Annotated in this window: 1 protein-coding gene (running past one end of the window); it reads left to right on the top strand. The window is 76.5% G+C overall.

What is annotated here, in order from left to right; translation table 11 throughout:
- Positions 1-17,251, top strand: the 3' end of a protein-coding gene (locus Q5425_RS44760) for a protein-glutamine glutaminase family protein (protein WP_308678546.1). The gene continues 29,876 nt to the left of window position 1, outside the view; the window shows 17,251 of its 47,127 coding nt (coding positions 29,877-47,127); its start codon lies beyond the left edge, outside the window; its stop codon occupies positions 17,249-17,251.

Raw genomic sequence — 17,251 nt, 5'->3', positions numbered from 1 at the left:
CGAAACCGTGGCCGAAGGCGCGGCCCGGGGGGTGGCGGACCTGCCGTCGGTCGAGGAGCTGATGCCGCAGCTGCACCTCACTTCGGACGGGGACTACTCGTTCCGGGCCGGCCAGGCCTCGGCGACGGTGACCCTGCCGTCGATCCCCGAACCCGAACCCGGCCCGCGGGCGGGTTCCGCCGACGCCGAGATGGCGGACGCCCGTTCCACGCCCGGGGCCGAGCTCGTCCCGCTGCCCGCGGCCACCGGGGCACCCCGGCACGGGTCCGGGGGCACCGCGGCGCGGACGGACCCGGTCGTGCGCCGCTGGGCGGTCGAGCTCCCGGAAGACGGTCCGCTGCGGCTGGCGCCGGAAGACCAGGCGTCGCTCGGCGCGCTGGTCGACCTGGTCGCCCGCAACACCGCCCTGCTGCTGGAGCACGACGGGGACCTGCCGGACGTCCGGTTCGCCCTCCACGACACCGCGGCGCGGCGGCAGGCACACGGGCCCGCGCTGTTCGCGCTGCTGGAGGACGAATTCCGGTCCGGCCTCGAAGACCGGGACGTGACCGCCCCGGACCTCGCGTTCGACCACGTCGAAGACGGCAGGCAGCGCGGCCGGGGAGCCGGCCTCGAGGTGACCGTCCACCGGGCGCCGCACCCCTCGCGGCACGCCTACCGGGCCGCCCGCACCTTCAACGCGGCCTACAGCCCCCGCGCGGCCGCCCTGCCGCACGCCGCACGCCGCCGCCTCGACCTGCTGCTGGCGGGCCTGGTCGAGCGGATCCGCGACACCGACGGCGCCGGTGATCCGCCGCGGCTGCTGCTCGACCTGCGGTCCTCGGCCGGCCTGATCGCGGCGCGGACCGACGAGCTCACCGCCGGGGTGAACGCGGCCCTGCGGGCGCTGCTCGGGCCGGACTCCGCGCTGACGGCGGAGCGGGTGATCCGCGACCACATCGCGTTCCGCCACGAGACGTCGGTCAAGCACGCCGAGCTGTTCGCCGACATCACCGGGCCCGAACACGAGCTGGACCGCACCTCGCCGGAACCGGGCGTGCGCGTGGACTGGACCGACGGCGCGGATTCGCCCGCCCCGGCTCCGGCCCGCCGCGTTCCCGAGGCGGACCCCGCGCCCGAGCTCCCGCCGGTCGGCACGCTGACGCGGACGGACGCCGGCCGCGTCATGCGGCGCAACGACCCCGTGCTCGGCCAGTGGACGAGCCCGCTGGAACCCGGCGGGGGCCTGTCCGCCGCCGCCCGGGCGGAGCTGGACCGCTTCGCGGACGGCTTCGCCCGCGAGGTCGCCGAACGCACGGCGCGCGGGGAGCAGCTGCCCGACGTCCGGCTGTCCGTGCGCGCGGGCCACCGGTCCGGGCACGGGCACCTGACCGACGAGCACCGCCGGCTGCGCGACGTGCTGCTGGCCGCGGTCGCGGCCCGGGGTGCCGTGCCGCCGGGCCTGGAGTTCACCCTGCTCACCGAGCAGGTCCCGGCCACCGGCGCACCGGTGACGCTCCGGGTGACCTGGCACGAGACGCCCCGCGCCACCGCGGCCGAGCACCGCGCGGCGCGGCAGTCGGCGTTCTTCTTCCTGCCCCAGCTGCCGGTCCTGCCGCAGGCGGCCCGCCGGCGGGCCGCCTGGGTCGTGCAGGGCTTCGTCGACGGGCTGCTGGCCCAGCCGGACAGCGGGCAGCAGCTGCGGATCGCCGTGGTCCACCCCTCGCCGGCCAACAACGAGGCCCGCACGCGGGAGGTCCGGGAGCTCGTCGAAGCGGCCGCCACCGAGGTGCTCGCCGGGCACCCGGACGCGGAGACCGCGCGGCGCGTTTCGGCCCTGCTGCTCGACGCCGTGCGGTTCGAGCGGTACGTCCACCGGAACACTCCCGCCGCCGTCCTGCTGGACGTGTCCGGCCCGCAGACGCCGGGGCTGCCCGACATCGAGCGGTACGTCCGCCGGGGCAGTCCCGCCCCCGTCCCGCTGGACGCGTCCGCCCCGCAGACGCCGGGACGGGTGGTGGGCCACTTCCGCACGGGCCGGCGCGGCCTGCTGGTGTTCGAACCGGACCGGGTGGCCTTCACGGAGTTCGGGCGGCAGCAGGGCCGGGAGGTCGTCGCGCGGCCGGAGCTGGAGCTGCCGGACCTGCGGATCGCGGTGCGTTCGCGGATCACCGCCCGCGACGCCGGAGCGCGGGAGGCGCTGACGGCGGACCTTCTCGGCTTCCTGCACGACGGGATGCGGGCGGCCGGCGTCGACGACGCCACCCTCGAGCGCCTGCCCCTCACCTGGAGCTGGTACGAGGGCAGCGGCGGCGGGTACGACGGCGAAATCGTGTTCCGGTCGATCGCCGCGTCCCGGCGGGTTCCCGCCTGGTACGGCGACGCGCGGCGGCTGACGGCCGGGTTCCTCAGCCACAGCGTCCGGCTGCCGGTGGCGACCGAACGGCGGCTGGGCTGGGCCCTGGCGGGCTTCTTCGCCCGCTTGGCCGACAGCGAGCTCGCACCCACGCTCGCCATCACCGTCGACGGCCCCGCGGATGTGCTCCCCGGCCGCCTCGCCCGGGTCGACGCCCTGGTCCGCGCGGCACTGGCCGGCCACCCCGGCTTGCCCCCGGTGGAAACGATCCTGCGCGACCACGTCCGGATTTCGCCGGCGCCGCAGGGGGAAACGGGTCCCGGGTTGCGGTTCGTGGAGAGCGGTCCCGAAGCGCCGTCCCCGGTGTCCGACACGGCGATGCCGGACGCGTCCCCCGAGCCGGCGCGCCCGCGCGGAGCGTCGGTGTTCGACGACCTGGAGCGGCTGCTGGAGGAGGACCCCGATCCACAGTGGACCGCCCCGCTGCCGTTCGCCGAACCGGAGCCCGGCGCCTTCCTCCCGGCGGACGACCCGGCCCTCGACGCGCTGATGGACGACCTGATCGACTTCGACGCCGGTCAAGAACCCGGGAGCGTGCCCGACCTGCTGGAGGGGTTCGACTGGGACGCCTTCACCGGCTTCCCGCCGGACTTCCCGGACGACCTGGGGGATGGCGGGCTCTTCGACTTCCCGGCCGAGGTGCCGGACCCGGTGGTCCGCGGCCGGTTCACCGAGGAGGGCGGCCCGGTGCTGTCCCCGGCCGAAGAGGCGGCCGTGGCCGAGGCCGCGACCCGGTTCGCCGGCCTGGTGACCGAGGGGCACCGGACGTTCGAGGTCCAGCTGGACCTCAACGCCCCGGAGGCGTTGCACGACCGGATGGCGGCGGTGGTCGAAGGAGCCTTCCGCCGATCGGTGGGCGATGTCCTCGCCGGCGGCGGCTTCCCGGTGGATTCGACGGCCGAGGTGGAGATCGGCTGGATCGGCGACCGGGAGGCCGACCCGGAGCGCCCCGACTTCGGCGGCTGGGAGCTGCGCTTCCGGGCGGTACCGCAGCAAGCGGCACCGGAGGAGGGCCCGGCCGACTGGGACAGCCTGTACGACGTGACGCCGGAGCCGGAGCCGGATCCGGCTCTGGCTCCGGCTCCGGCTCCGGCTCCGGCGAGCAGCGGCCCGGTCGCGCAGCCGGCGGTGGTTCCGGTGGCTGGTGTTGAGCCTGGTTCGGTTGCGGGGTCGGGTGTTGGTGCTGGGTCGGTTGCGGGGCAAGCGGCTGGTGTCGAGCCCGGATCGGTCGAGCAGCCGATGACTGGTGTTGAGCCTGGTTCGGTCGGGCAGCCGGCGGTGGTTCCGGCGACTGGTGCCGAGCCTGGTTCGGTTGCGCGGCCGACGGCGGTTCCGGCGACCGGTGTCGAGCCGGGATCGGCGGGGCAGCCGGCGGCGGTTCCGGCGGCCGAATCGGACCTGGCGCGCTACCTGCGGCTGTCGGGCAGTCCGGTGCGGCTGGCCGGGCAGCTGACGGGCCCGCCGGTCCTCACCCCGCAGGAGATCGCGCGGCTGACCGAGCTCGGCCGGGAGGTGACCGAGCAGGTGCGCAACGGGCACCGGGCGTTCGACGTGCTGTTCACCCTGCACGGCCCCGCCCGCCTGCGCGTGCACCAGGAGCAGCTGTCCACTTTGGCCGGAACGGCCCTCCGCGGAGAGGTCGACCGCCTCCTGCGCGGCGGCGGCTTCCCCGTGGCTTCCGTCGAGGGCTTGACCTTCACGGTGCGCCACCAGTCCGTCGCCAGGGCCCCGCGCGAGGACCACGGCAAGTGGGAACTGCGGATGCAGCCCACGATCCCGCGCCCGGAAGCGACGGCGGCGGAGCGGGTGCGCCGCATCGAGGAGCAGGCCGCGGTGCTGGCCCGCGCCGAGGCGGAGCGCCACCACCACCGGATGGCCGAGCGCGACGCGCAACGCCGGCGCGCGGAACAGGACCGGCGGGAGACGGACTGGTGGGACCGCGAAACCGGGCGCCACCAGAACCAGCAGAACGACCAGACCCGTCGTGAGGCCGAGCGGATCCGGGCCGAGGAGGCTCGCCGCGAGGCCGAGGAGGCGAGGGTTCGGCGTGAGGCGTTGGCCCGGCAGGAGTCCGACCGGATCCGGGCCGAGCAAGACGCCCGCCGCGAAGCCGACCGCATCCGGGCCGAGCAGGAGGCTCGCCGCGAGGCCGAGCGGACCAGGGCCGAGCAGGAAGCTCGCCGCCAGGCCGACCGGATCCGGGCCGAACAAGACGCCCGCCGGCAAGCCGGGCAAACCGCCGACCGCGAGGCCCGCCCGGCCCAGGCGCGGACCGGCCGGGCCGGACAGCAAACCCGGCCCACCCCCACCGAGGCGCCCCGGATCCCCGCCCGCCCGCCGTCCGTCGTGCTCGCGCACGGCCGCGCCGACACCTCCCGCGGACCGAACTCCGACCTCCCGCCCCAGGACCAGGCTCGCCTGCGCCAGGCCGCGCGGGACCTCGTCCGCCTCGTCATGGCCGGGCCCAACGCCGGCCGGGAAGGCCTCGATCTGCGGCTCGGTGTCCGGATGACCGGTGGCCGCCACCTCGAGCGGCGCTTCGCCGACCTCAGCGCGTTCCTCCAGGACCGGGCCCGTCGCGAACTCCAGGCCGCGCTGGACGAGCTCTACCCCGCCGGGCGGTTCCCCGATCGTCCGGCGGCGTGGGAGTTCACCCTCGAGCAGCTCCCCGGCACCCGCGAAACCAACGGCAGCTGGGAACTGTCCCGGCACGACGGCCCGCGCCGCACGATCGCGTTCTACCGCGCGCAGAGCCACTTCGCGGCGCCGCTGGCCGGGGTGCACCGTCTCGCGGCCGTCGACCGGCGGCGGCTCGAGTGGGTCGCCGAGGGCTTCACCGACGCGCTGGTCGCCGCGCGCGGGGGGACGGCCGCCCGGCTTCGGCTCACCGCGCACCTGCCCCAGCTCGCCAGCCGCGGGCTCGTCAGCGACGGGGCGAGGGTCGCGCCGTTCCGCGCCGTCGTCGAGGACGCGGTGCGGCGCCGGCTGGCGCAGCACCCCGCAGCCGGGATCTCGGCCGGCGACGTCCTCGACCGCGTCGACGCCGTCGTGCACCAGGCCACCGGCACGCAGCACGGCATCGAGGTGCACATCGGCGGGTCGCAACCCGCCGGCACCGTGCCGCTGGCGGACCTGCTCGGGCCGGAGCACGTCGAGCCGGGCGACGTCGAGCACGTGGTGCTGCGTGATCGCGGCGGCGCCGTCGTGGGTGTCGGGTTCCCGCTCTCCGACCGCGAGCGCGGCGTGCTGCGGGACGCGTTCGAAAACGGCGCCGGCGCGGCGGGGGAGTTCGGCGTTCCCCTGCACCACGACGGGCACGGCTTCCTGGTGCGCACGCGCGGCGGGCGGGTCGTGCGGCTCGACGAACGCGGCGTGGTGCGGCTGCTGACCGGGCTGCGGCTGCCCGGCGCGACGGCCTGGCCGGCGCTCGTCTTCCTGAGCTGCCGGGTGGGCGACCGGCTGGGGGCGCTGCGGGAACTCCTGCGGCAGTCCGGGTTCCGGGGCGAGGTCCGCGGCCACCGCACCCGGGTCGAGGTGCGCCGGGACGGCACCGTGCGACCCGCGCCGGACGACGCCACGCCGGACGACGACTCCGTCATCCTCGGCTCGCCGCCCGCGACGAGCGCCGGTCTCGGCTCGCGGCGGCACTACGTCGTCGACGCGGCCCGGCCGCGCCTCGCCGACCCGGCCGCGGCGGCGGACCTGCGGACGCTGGCGGCCGCGCTGTCGTCGGCGGTGCGCGCACAGCGGGCCGCCGGGCTGCCGGTGCCGCGCGTCCGCATCACCGGCGACCGGCGCGACGCCCGGATCGTCGCCGACCTGCTCCGGGCCGCGCTGGACCGGGGCCGGCCGGAGCCGGAGATCGGGCTCGCCCCGGGCACTCCGGGGCCGGTCGCCGTCGACGTGACGGTGCCGGTCGTGCCGCGGGGTGCGGAGCACGCGCCCACCGCGAACGCGGCCGGCGGGATCAGCTTCTACGCCGGCGCCCCGTCGGAACGGGCCGCTTGGGAGCGCCTGCACCACGCGTTGCCGCCGAAGACCGGCAAAGCCGAGCCCTTCTTCGTCTACGTCACCGGCCGCGGTGGCAAGTTCCTGGTCGGCGGCGCGCTGGTCGACGGCGTCACCCTGGCCCGGCACGTGCGGAACTCCCCGGCGTTCCGGCGCCACGCCGCCGATCCGTCGGTGCCGGTCCGCCTGGCCGGCGCCGACCCCGCCGACCCGGACGGGACGACCGCGGCGGCGGAGGAGTTCGCGGAGGCGCTGCGGGGCGACGGGCCGTACCGCACGGTGACCGCCCTGACCGAGCGGCTCACGCTGGACGCCGCCGGCCGCGCGGTCCCGGAGCACGACGGCGTCGCGGAGCCGGTGGCCTCGATCCGGCCGGACGACGTGCGGTGGCTGCCGCTGGCGGACACGCACGGACGGCGCTTCGGCATGGGCTTCGCCTCGCCCGCGCGCCTCGACGACGACCTGGCCGGCAAGCTGGCCCACACCACCGACCACAGCCTGCGCTCGCTGCTGGAGGCCGGCGCCGAGGAGCACCCGGAACCGGCCACGCAGGCGTGGGCCGCGGCGACCGGAGGCGCCCGGACCCGCCCGGTCGAGCTCTTCCTCGACGTCCACGGCGACGACTTCCTCGTCCCGCTGTCCGACGGCAGCACCTGGCGGCTCGACGCCGAGCGCAGCGCGCAGCTGCTGGCGCGGTCTTCGGCGTTCCGGCAGCTGACCGCGGGCCCGGCCCGCCCGCCGCTGATCGTCTTCGGCACGCTCCCGCCGGAAGCGGCGGCGACGGCGGGCGCAGCCGTCCAGCGGCTGCTGGCCGAGCTGCGCGCGCTGACCGGGCCCTGGGAGACCTACCACCACACCGGCCCGTACTCGGTCGGCGAGACCGCCATGGTGACCGTCCCGCGGGGCACCCGGTTCACCGAGGGCCCGCCGCCGTCGACGGCGGACGTGGTGCACATCGCCGGCGGCGGGGTGTTCGGGTTCCCCGTGCCGGGCGGGACGCGCGAACCGGCGGCGGAAACCGCGGTGCTGACCGCGTTCCTCGACGCGGTCGCGGACGGCACCGCCGACCTGGACGGGCTCTGGGCGCCGAAAAAGCCGATCGTCGTCGCGGTCGACTCCCCGGACGGCCGGTTCGCCCGCCTCGCCACCCGCGCCGGCGCCGTGCTCGAAGTGGACGGTCGCCGGCTCGGGGAGATGCTGCTGGCCGACCCGCGGTTCCGGCGGCGCCTGGCGGCCGACCCGCTGCGCCCGGTGGTGCTGGTGGCCCGCGACGGCAGCACCCTGGCCGGTTTCGGCGGCCTGGGCTTCGACTTCGCCGGCGCGCTGCGGTCGGCGGGATTCTTCCCCGACGTCTACGCCCCGGACGGGCCGGCGGTGCTCGAACCGGACCGGATCGGCACCGGCGGGACCACCGGGTTCCTGCTCGTGTCCGACCTGCGGGCCGGCGACGTGCGGACCGAGGTCCTGCCGGGCGCCGACGGTGAGCCGGTCGCGCTGTTCGTGCGCTACCCGGGTGATCGCCGGGCGGTCCGGCTGGCCCGGGCGTGGGCCCGCAACGCCACGGCCGAGCGCCTGCGCAGCCACGCGACCGGCACCGGCGCGGCGGACTCGCCGTGGCCGGCCGGTTCGGTGCCGCTGTTCCTGTTCGGCGGCGCGGGCCCGCGGGGGTACACCGCCATCCGGAAGGACGGCGCGCCCCTGCAGCTCACCCCGGCGAAGCTGGCCCAGGTGGTGCGGACCGACGCCCGTGTGCGCCGGGCGCTCGGCCGCGGGCACGGCCGCGGCGACGACCGCTCGCTCGTGCTCGCCGCGCTGACCGGGGCCACCACGGGGGTCCCCGAATTCACGCAGTCGTTGCTGCCCGGCGGTTTTGCGCGCGCCGTGCACCACGTGCCGGACGGCTTCTCGCTGTTCGAGGACGGAACCTTCGCCACCGGCGGGACGGAGTTCGCCACCGAACCGGCTCCGCTGCCCGGGCCGGACGACGTCGTCACCTACGCGATGGCCAACGAAGCCCTCGGCACCCACGGCCAGTTCTTCCCGCTGAACGAGATCGACGCCCAGGACATGTACCTGCCCGCGCGGTACGACTCCGCCGTGCGGCAGCAGTACTACCTGCGGCGGCTCGCGAACCGCGCGGACGGCGGTTCGCGGTTCGAGCCGCTCGTCGCGCCGTGGGCCGGCAGCACCGTCCCCGCGTGGTTCCTCGACGGCCACGTCAGCCCCCGCGGGTGGATGCCGTTCGCGCTGAAGACCGATCGGCCGCTGCACATCGGCGACACCGTCATGCTGACCCCGGAGGCCGGCGCGCGGCTCGTCGCCGGCACCGAGCTGTTCCGGCGGGCCGGGCTCGACCCGTGGGCGTCGATCCCGCTGGGCCAATGCTGGACGATGGCGCCCCGGAGCGGCGCCGGCCAGACCCACGCGGAGCGGTTCAAGCTCGAGTGGCGGCGCATCGTGGGGCCGGGCGCGGTCTTCGGCGCCACCCGGGAGGTCACCGTCACCACCTCGACCGCCGTCCGGGTCGTCGAGGACGGCGGGACGATCGTCGAGGCGCTGCCGGAGCACGAGCGCACCCCCGAAGTCCCGCTGGCCGACCTCGCGGCCGAGCGGATCCGGCCGGAGGTGCTCACGTTCGCGTCGAAGAGCAAAACCCTGCCGGGGCCGGCGGTCGCCGTCGTCCGCCGGGTCGCGCAGCAGGTCGCGCGCGCCGCGGCCTGGCGGCGCCGCAACCACGCCGGCCCGCCGGAAGTGACGATCCGCGGGTTCGGCCAGTCCGGCCTGCTCAGCGGCGGGAAACAGGCGAAGGAAACCGGCCGGGCGCGGGCCGAGGCGGTGGCCGCGGTGTTCCGCCACGAGCTGGAGGAAGAAGCGCTGCGGCTGGCCCGGCTCGGCCTCGACGTCCGGCCGGGCGACCTCGCCGTCCGCGTGCTCGGCGCCGAAGCACCTCCGCAGACGGGTCCGGTGGCGCGCCTGGAGGTCCGGCTGCCGCAGCACGACCTCGGCGAGCGAGCGGTCCGGCGCGTGGCCGGCGGCGACCGTTCGGAGAAGGCCGTTCAGCAGCTGAACGAGGCCTTCCGGGCGCTGGCTCCCGGGAAGGTCCCGAACCCGGCTCCGGCCCCGGCCGGGACGGGCGCGGTGGCGATCCGCCACGCGGGGGCACCGGACGCGGAACCCGGGACGGCCTCGGAGACCGGTCCGGCGACCCCGTCCGCCGGACCCGTCACCGTCGCCGAGGTGCGGGCCCGGCTCGAGCGGATGGCGGAAGCGGGCGCCGGTGGGCGGGGCCGGCCCGAGCTGCTCGGCCCGGACCTGTTCGGCTCCGGCCGGACCCCCGCCGCGCCCGCGGCCCTGCGTGGTCTGGACCACGACCGGCTCAGTGCGGCGCAGGGCATGACGCTGCTGCAGCGCATCGACCTGACGAAACCGTTCCCCGACGCGGGAGCTCTCACGCCCGAGGCCCTCGCCGAAGCCCGGCAGGAGGTGCTGGCCGGGGACTGGAGCGAGGCGGAGCTGCGGCACTGGGCCGCGCTCGGGATCGATGTCGCCACGCTGCCCGCGACGCGGGAGACCCCCGAGCTGCTGCACGGCATCTGGCTGGGTGGCGAGCTGGCCGACGGCGGCGCGACCGGGGAGTTCCGGCGGGGGTTCGCCGCGTCGGCGGAGTCGTTCGGCGGCCGGGCGGTGCTGTGGACCGACGTGCCGCGCAGCCGGATCGCCGCCGCGCTCGCCGACGACGCCGACCGCTCCCTCGACGGCGTGCGGGACATGGTGCGGTGGGCGCGGGAGAACGACATCCACCTGGTCAACGTCGACGAGGTGTTCAACGCGGACTCGCCGATGCGCCTGGACCCGTTCTACCGCGCCGAACTGGCCAAGGGCAGCGGGCCGGGGTACGCCGCCGCGGCGGACAGCCTGCGCGTGCACGTCCTCGCCCGGTTCGGCGGCCTCTACCTCGACGGCGACGACCTGCTGCACGACCCCGGCCTGCTGCTCGCGGTCCACGAGTCGCCCGAGGGCTACGCCTTCGGCGGGGAGCGTTTCGCCGACGCCGACGGCCGGCCCCGCGTGCGCTCCAGCAACAGCGCACTGGCCATGGCCAAGGGCCATCCCGTGACCCGCCTCTACCTGGACCAGATCGAAGAGAACTACGGGCTGACCCAGTTCGAGCTCTTCCGCCGTCCGGCCGGCCCCACGGCCACGGAGACCATCGCGGACCCGCGGAGCCCGATCCGCCGCCGCTCGGTGCTGCGCCGGACCGGCCCGGACCTGTTCTCCCGGCTGCGGCAGCGGCTCGGCCGTGCGGAGCTGCCGCTGCTGACCGGGGTGGAGGTGCGCTCCGCCAAGAGCTGGGTCCCGGGCGCGCGGACGGCGGCGCGCCGCCCCCGCATCGCGGCGGCCGACGCCGGCGGAACCGCCCTGCTGACGGCGAAGGTGGTCCAGACGCTGGTCCGCCAGCTGTACAACCGGCCGGGTGACCTGCACCTGATGGAGGTCGCCGGACTGGTGGCGGACCACGAGGCCCCGGCCGTGGTCTGGAAGGCCGCCCTCGAGTTCCTGGCGAGCGTGCCCGCCTTCCGGGCCCAGGTGCGCTCGGTGACGTTCGAGAGGGTGCTGCAGGACGGGTTCGCGGAGGTCCCGTTGCCCCCGGAGGCGGCCGGCCTGGTGAGGTTGCAGCCGGGCCGTTCGGCGGAGTTCCTCGGCGAGGCGGTTCGCCCGGCGACGCTCGCGGAACCGGCCGGGCCCGATGCCGGCCCGGCGGGACATCCGGTGGGTTCGGCCGGGCCGGGTACCGAATCTGGTGCAGCCGCGGCGACCCCCGATGCCGGCCCGGCGGCTCCGGATTGGCGCGCCTCGATTTCGCACGGTCAACGGCGGCCCTTGATCGAGGAGATTCCCCGGCGTCGAGCCGAGCGGCTGAAGCTCGCCGCCCACCGGCGAGGAGAGCAGGACCCCGGCGCGGTGCCGGGCGGGTCCGGCTGGGCTCCGCACCCGCGGCCGGGTGCGGGCGAGGCGAGCCGGTCTGCTCTCGACCCCGGCACGGCGCCGGGCGGGTCCGGCCGGGCGGAACCGGCTCCGGACCCGCGGCCGGGAGCGGGCGAGGCGCGTCGGTCCGACCCCGCCGCGCCCGAGAACGGAACCCGCGAGCTGCTCCTCCGCCGGGAACCGGACCACACGGGGCTGTCCCCGCAGCAGCGCGACGCCTTGACCGAGCAGGCCCGCGCGCTCGTGGAGCACGCCCTGGCCCGGGGCCGGCTCGGCTTCGCACCCCAGGTCGTCACCCTGCTGGCCCCCGCGGAAGGCACTCCGGCCACCGAGGCCGCCCGTATCCTGACCGACGAGATTTCCGCGCACGCGAGCCGGCTGCTCGGGAAGCCGGTGACCGCCACCGGTATCGGTCTTGCTCCGCGCCGGGCGACCGGGCTGCTTCCCGATGCGGTCGAACTGCGCGTGGACTGGGAACTGCGCGGCTCCGGTCACGGGACGCTCGCCGGCACCGGGCCGGAGCGCGCCGGTGCGCCGCTCGACGTCACCACCGAGCTGCTGCCGCGCAAACACCCCGTGCTCGACGACGCCGCCTGGGCGCACAGCCCGGCCGCCACCGCCGGATGGATGACCGACCCCGATCCGGCGACCGACGGCGAACTCGCCGCCGCGCGGGCGCGGGCCACGGCCGTCACCGTGTTCGGCGAGGACACCGGGCCGACCGCCGGTGCGGACGGGCGGTGGCGGCAGCCGATCGCCTACGACCACCGCCGGTACGAGGTGCGGCCCGGCAAGTGGGTGCAGGAGTACACCGTCCGGCTCGGCTTCGCGGCCCCTCCCGGCTTCGACGTGCCCGGTTACCTCGCCCGCGCGCAAGCCGGGGTCGACCGGCTCTACAACGGGAAGTTCCGCCTGCCCACCGGCGACGCCTTCCACTTCCGCGTGACGCACGACCCCACCGCCGCCGCGCACGCCACGATCACCGTCGGGCCGGCGGGCAGCGCCGCCGACCAGCTGCACTGGCCGTCGGACGCCCACGAGCTGACGCTGGGCCACGAACTGGGGCACTTCGCCGGCCTCTACGACGAGTACGTCCGCCGCAGCGGCGACGGTGAACCGTGGGTGTTCCGCGGGCCGTCCTCGAACCGGGTGGCCGGCGACGACGGCCTGTTCACCGCGCACCTGGACGCGTACCTCGACGACCTGCGGCGCCACGGGCGCACGGATCTCGCGGTGCCGTCGGTCAAACCCCGCAACCTGTGGCTGGTGGAGAACCGCGCCCGGGCGCTGGGCGCGACGACCGGGGTGGGGTCCGGCCGGCCGGCGCACCCGGAGGAAGCGGCCGCGTTGCCGGAAGCGCCCGGGCACGACCCGGACGAAGACGTTCCGATGACCGACGTCGACGAAGGTTCGGACCGGGACGCCGACGGCGAAACGGATCCGGACTACGACAGCGACCGGGACGCCGAAGGGGAGAGCGATCCCGAGTACGCGCGCCCCGACGTGCCCGCGCTGATCGGGCAGCTCTCCGACGAGATCGCCCAGCTGCGGCGGCACCTGGCGGTCTTCCCGGCGGCGTACCAGCCGGAACTGCGCGCCCGGGTGCGGGACTGGAGCCGGCGCGCGAGCCTGCTGCGGGCCGCGGCACTGTCCGATGTGGACGCGCTCGACCTCGCCGACCGGCTCGCGGGTGCCCGGCGGCTGACCGCCCGCCTGCGGGAACTGCGGCTGCAGCAGCTGGACCGCAGCTACACGGCCGCGGTGGCCGAGGTCGAGGCCGACAAGAAGCCGCTCGCCTTCCACCCCGGCGGCGTCCCCGGCGGTGTCAGCAGCCGGCCGGACGCGCGGTTCGGCTTCGAGATCGAATTCCAGTTGTTCGGCGAAGAATTCGCCGCCGCGGAGGCGGCCCTGCGCCCGAAGCTGGACGCGGCCGGCTTCCACGACTGGACGATCGTGCGGGAAGGGGCGCACGAGGGCGGCGTGGAAGTGGTTTCGCCGATCCTCCGCGGGCCCGTCGAGAGCTGGGCCGACCTCGCGAAGGTGCTGAACATCATCCACGCGCACCGCGGCCTCCACGGCGGCCGTCCCGACGCCTCGTACGTGGGCGGCCACGTGAACTTCAGCTTCGCCGAGCAACCCGAACTGCCGGTGTACGGGCGGCTGGCGCAGCTGAACAAGGCGTTCGAAGGCCTGCTGTACCGGCTGGGCAACCACTACGGCACCACCGCGCCGCAGCGGAAGCTGTGGATGGTCGGACCCAACCCGCTCCCGCCGGACCCCGCGACGATCACCTCGGCCGACGAAGTCCAGGCCCTCAGCACCGGCAAGCCCGACGCGATCAACTTCCAGCACATCGACGGCGACGCCGGTGACTGGCTGGAGTTCCGGTTCTGGGCGGGCACCCTCGACGTTGCGGTGTGGCAGGTGCACGCCGAGATCTCGGCGGCCATGGTGCTGGCGGCGAAGGATCCGTCGCTGCACCGCCGTCTCGACGCGCTGATGGCCGATCCCCGGCTGCTCGGGCACGAGCCGGCGGCCGCGACGCGGGAGGCGGAACTCGGCCTGCTGCTGGACTTCCTGGAGCTGCTGCCGCTGAGCCCGGCGGCGCAGGAACTGGCGGTGCAGCTCTACGCGTGGACCACCCCGTGGTCGGAGCGGGGCGGCAACGACCACCACCTGCGGTCCCAGGTCGTCATCGGCCCCGGGGCCCGCGGGTGGGTGTACCCGGTGCGCGGCGACAGCGTGCGCGACGCCCTGCGCACGGTCAGGAGCCTGCCGGCCTACGACGGGGTCGAGATCGTCGCCGCGACGGTGACGCCGGGGCGGGACACCGTCGAGCTGTGGTCGGCCGACCCGGTTCCGTTCGCGGCGTTCGGCAAGGTCCTGGCGGCCCGTGAGGTGCTGACCAACGCCGCCGATGCGGCGCCGGACGACGCCCGGCTGCGCCTGGTGCTGGCCGTCCCGGGCGGGGCGGCCCGGCTCGGACCGGCCGTCCTGGCCGAGGTCGCCGCGCCGGTCGTGGTGACCCACGGCGGGGTGCGGATCACCGGGGACGGCCGCGTCGAAGCCGGCTCGGAGTGGATCGAGCTGTCCGGGACCGGGGCGGCCGTCCACACCGGACTGACCGACCTCGGGGCGGCCCTCGAGTGGCTGAGCCGTCCCGGAACCCGGACGCCGCCGGTCCGTCCGCGCTTCGGCGTCGGTCCGTCCGGCGCGCCGCTGCTGACCCTCACCGGCAACCAGGCGCCCGCGGCACCCGGCACGCCACCGCCGCCGGCCACCCCGGCGCCGGCTCCGGTGCCCGCGCACGAAGTCACGGCGGACGACGTGCGCTGGTTCGCGGCCCGCAACGCCGAAGGCCGGGAGACCGTGCTGACCGTGTCCGACGGCGACGAGCAGGCGGACTACCTCGCCGGCACCGTCAAGTGGACGACCGAGCAGAGCGACCGCCTGTACGGCCTCAACCGCGCCGACCCGGCCGGGGAGGTCACCGCCGTGGAGGTGACCGCGGACTGGGCCGACGGCCCGAACCCGGTGCGCCTGCTGCTGAGCGCCGCGGACGGCCGGTACTTCGCGCCGCTGCGGGACGGCCGCCACGCCATGCTGACCCCCGGCGAGATGGCGGAGCGCGTGGCGGCGAGCGCGCAGTTCCGGCGGCTGACCGCCGGCCCGGTGCGCCCGCCGCTGGCCGTGATCACCTACGCCGACGGCGTCCCGCCGGGCGACCACTCGCTCAACAAGGCTTTCCTGGCGCGGCTGGCCGAGCTGACCGGTCCGTGGGTGTCCTACCACTACGCCGGGCCACTGAGCCTGCGCGAGGACGGCGTCCTCGTCGTCGACCACCCGTTCGCGGCGGGGCCGCCCCTGGCCCCGGCCGACGTCCGCTACCACCGGGACGGCGCCCGCACCGTTTTCGACGGCACCGCGGAGGTGTTCACCGGCGACGGGGACGCCCTCGTCGTGGCCGTGCCGGGGACGGAGACCTCGGCCCGGGTCGAGCTGGTGAACGGCGAGCGCACCGACCTCGGCGGCACCGCGCTGGGCGAACTGCTGCTGCGCGATCCCGGCTTCCGGCAGCAGCTCGCCCACGGCCGGCCCGTCGTCCTCGACACCGGTGCCGCCGACGTGCGGGTGGGCCCCGGCGGCCTCGGCTTCGACTTCGCCGGTGCGCTGCGCGCGGCCGGCTTCTTCGGCGACGTCCACGTGCGAGCCGCGGACGGCACGCTGACGCTGGTGTCGGTGCCGCGGGCGGGCGACCTGCGGACCACCGTGATCACCGGCCCGGCGGGGCAGCCGATCGGCGAGTTCGTCCGGTTCCCCGGGGACGGCGACGTGCTCGCGCGGGTCCGCCGGTGGGCGGCGAAGGACGCCGGCGCCCTCACCGCGTTCCTCACCGGGGACGGGACCTGGGCGCTCACGCCGTGGCAGCAGCGTCCGGTGCTGCTGTTCGCGCACCGGAGCGAGACCGGCTACCGCGCCCTCCGCCGGGACGGCCGGGAGCTGGACCTGACCGCGGGCGAGCTGGGCCGGTCCGTGCGCGACGGCCGGGAGCTGCGCGGGATGCTCGGCACCGAAGGCGCGGTGGCGGGGGAAGAGGGCCAGGAGACCGGCATCGTGCTGGCGAGCCTCGGCGGCCCGGTGACGGGCCTGGCCGAGCTCGCCGACGAGTTCGTGCCCGCCGGTTACTCGCGGACCTGGTACGGATCGGCGGGCGCGCTGGAGTTCCGCCCGGACGGCGTGCTCGGCCTGGGCAGCGGCGGGTTCGAGCGGGTCGCGCCGATCGTGCCGCAACCGCGGCACCTGGCCGGCTACGAACGGGCGAACGCGAAGCTGGGCACGCGGGGCCAGTACTTCCCGGCCCGGGACTTCGACCGCGCCCTGATGGCGGCCGGCGCGGTGAACGACACCACCGCGCAGAGCCGGATCTACTACTCCGGCACGACCGAGCCGGACGGCGAAGGCGGTCAGCACGAGGTGTGGCGGCCCTACCTCACGCCCGCACGGCCCGACGCGACCCGTTCGTGGAACGCGGTGCTGCACGGCACGGCGGGCCGGGGCTTCCACTTCCGGCTGCTCGCCGGCTCCCCGCACCGGCTGGGCGACCGCGTGACGCTGGCCGGGGCGCCGAGCGTGGCCGCCCTGTTCGGCAGTGCGGCCTTCCGGCGCGCGGGCCCGGCCGGGCCCGTCGAGCTGACCCTGCTCAGCTGCCTGGCCGACGTCCGCCCCGGACCGGGCCGCCCCAGCTCCGCCTTCCTGCTGAAGCAGGCGTGGGACCACGGCCGGCCCCTGCGGGTGCTGGCGCCGGACGGCTTCGCCGCGCTGGACGCCGACGGGGCCCGGTACGTCAGCGACGGCGGCCACCTGCGCGAGGTGCTCGGCTCGGACGCCACCCCGGCCGAGCCGATCCCGCTGAGCGATCTGGCCGCGAGCCGGATCGAGCAGGCGGACGTCTTCGGTCCCGGCGCCGACCACACCGAAGTGCGGCGGGCGGCCCGCCAGGTGGCCCGGGCGGCCGCGTGGCGCTCGCGCCTCGGCGCTCCGGCGCCGGCGGTGGAGATCGTCGGCTACGGCGACACCGCCGGACGCGGCCGGGAACGGGCGGAGGAGGTCGCCGGCGTCTTCCGCGCGGAGTTCGCGGCGGAGAGCGCTCGGCTGGCCGCGCTCGGCCTCCCGGTCCCGGCGCCGGGACCGGTGGCGATCACCGCCGGTGCCTTCGCCGACGTGCCGGGCGGCTGGCTGCCCGCCGACGTCGTGGTGTACACCGACCTGCCCGCGCACGAACTGGGCGAGGGGGCGCTGGCCACCGGCGACCCCGAGCGGATCCGGCGCGCGTTCGCCGCCCTCGATCCGGAAACCGACTGA

The sequence above is a fragment of the Amycolatopsis sp. A133 genome, assembly GCF_031082405.1.
In the GTDB taxonomy this organism is placed as follows: domain Bacteria; phylum Actinomycetota; class Actinomycetes; order Mycobacteriales; family Pseudonocardiaceae; genus Amycolatopsis.
The sequence above is the reverse complement of the archived record's forward strand: the minus strand, read 5'-3'. Positions and strand labels throughout refer to the sequence as shown.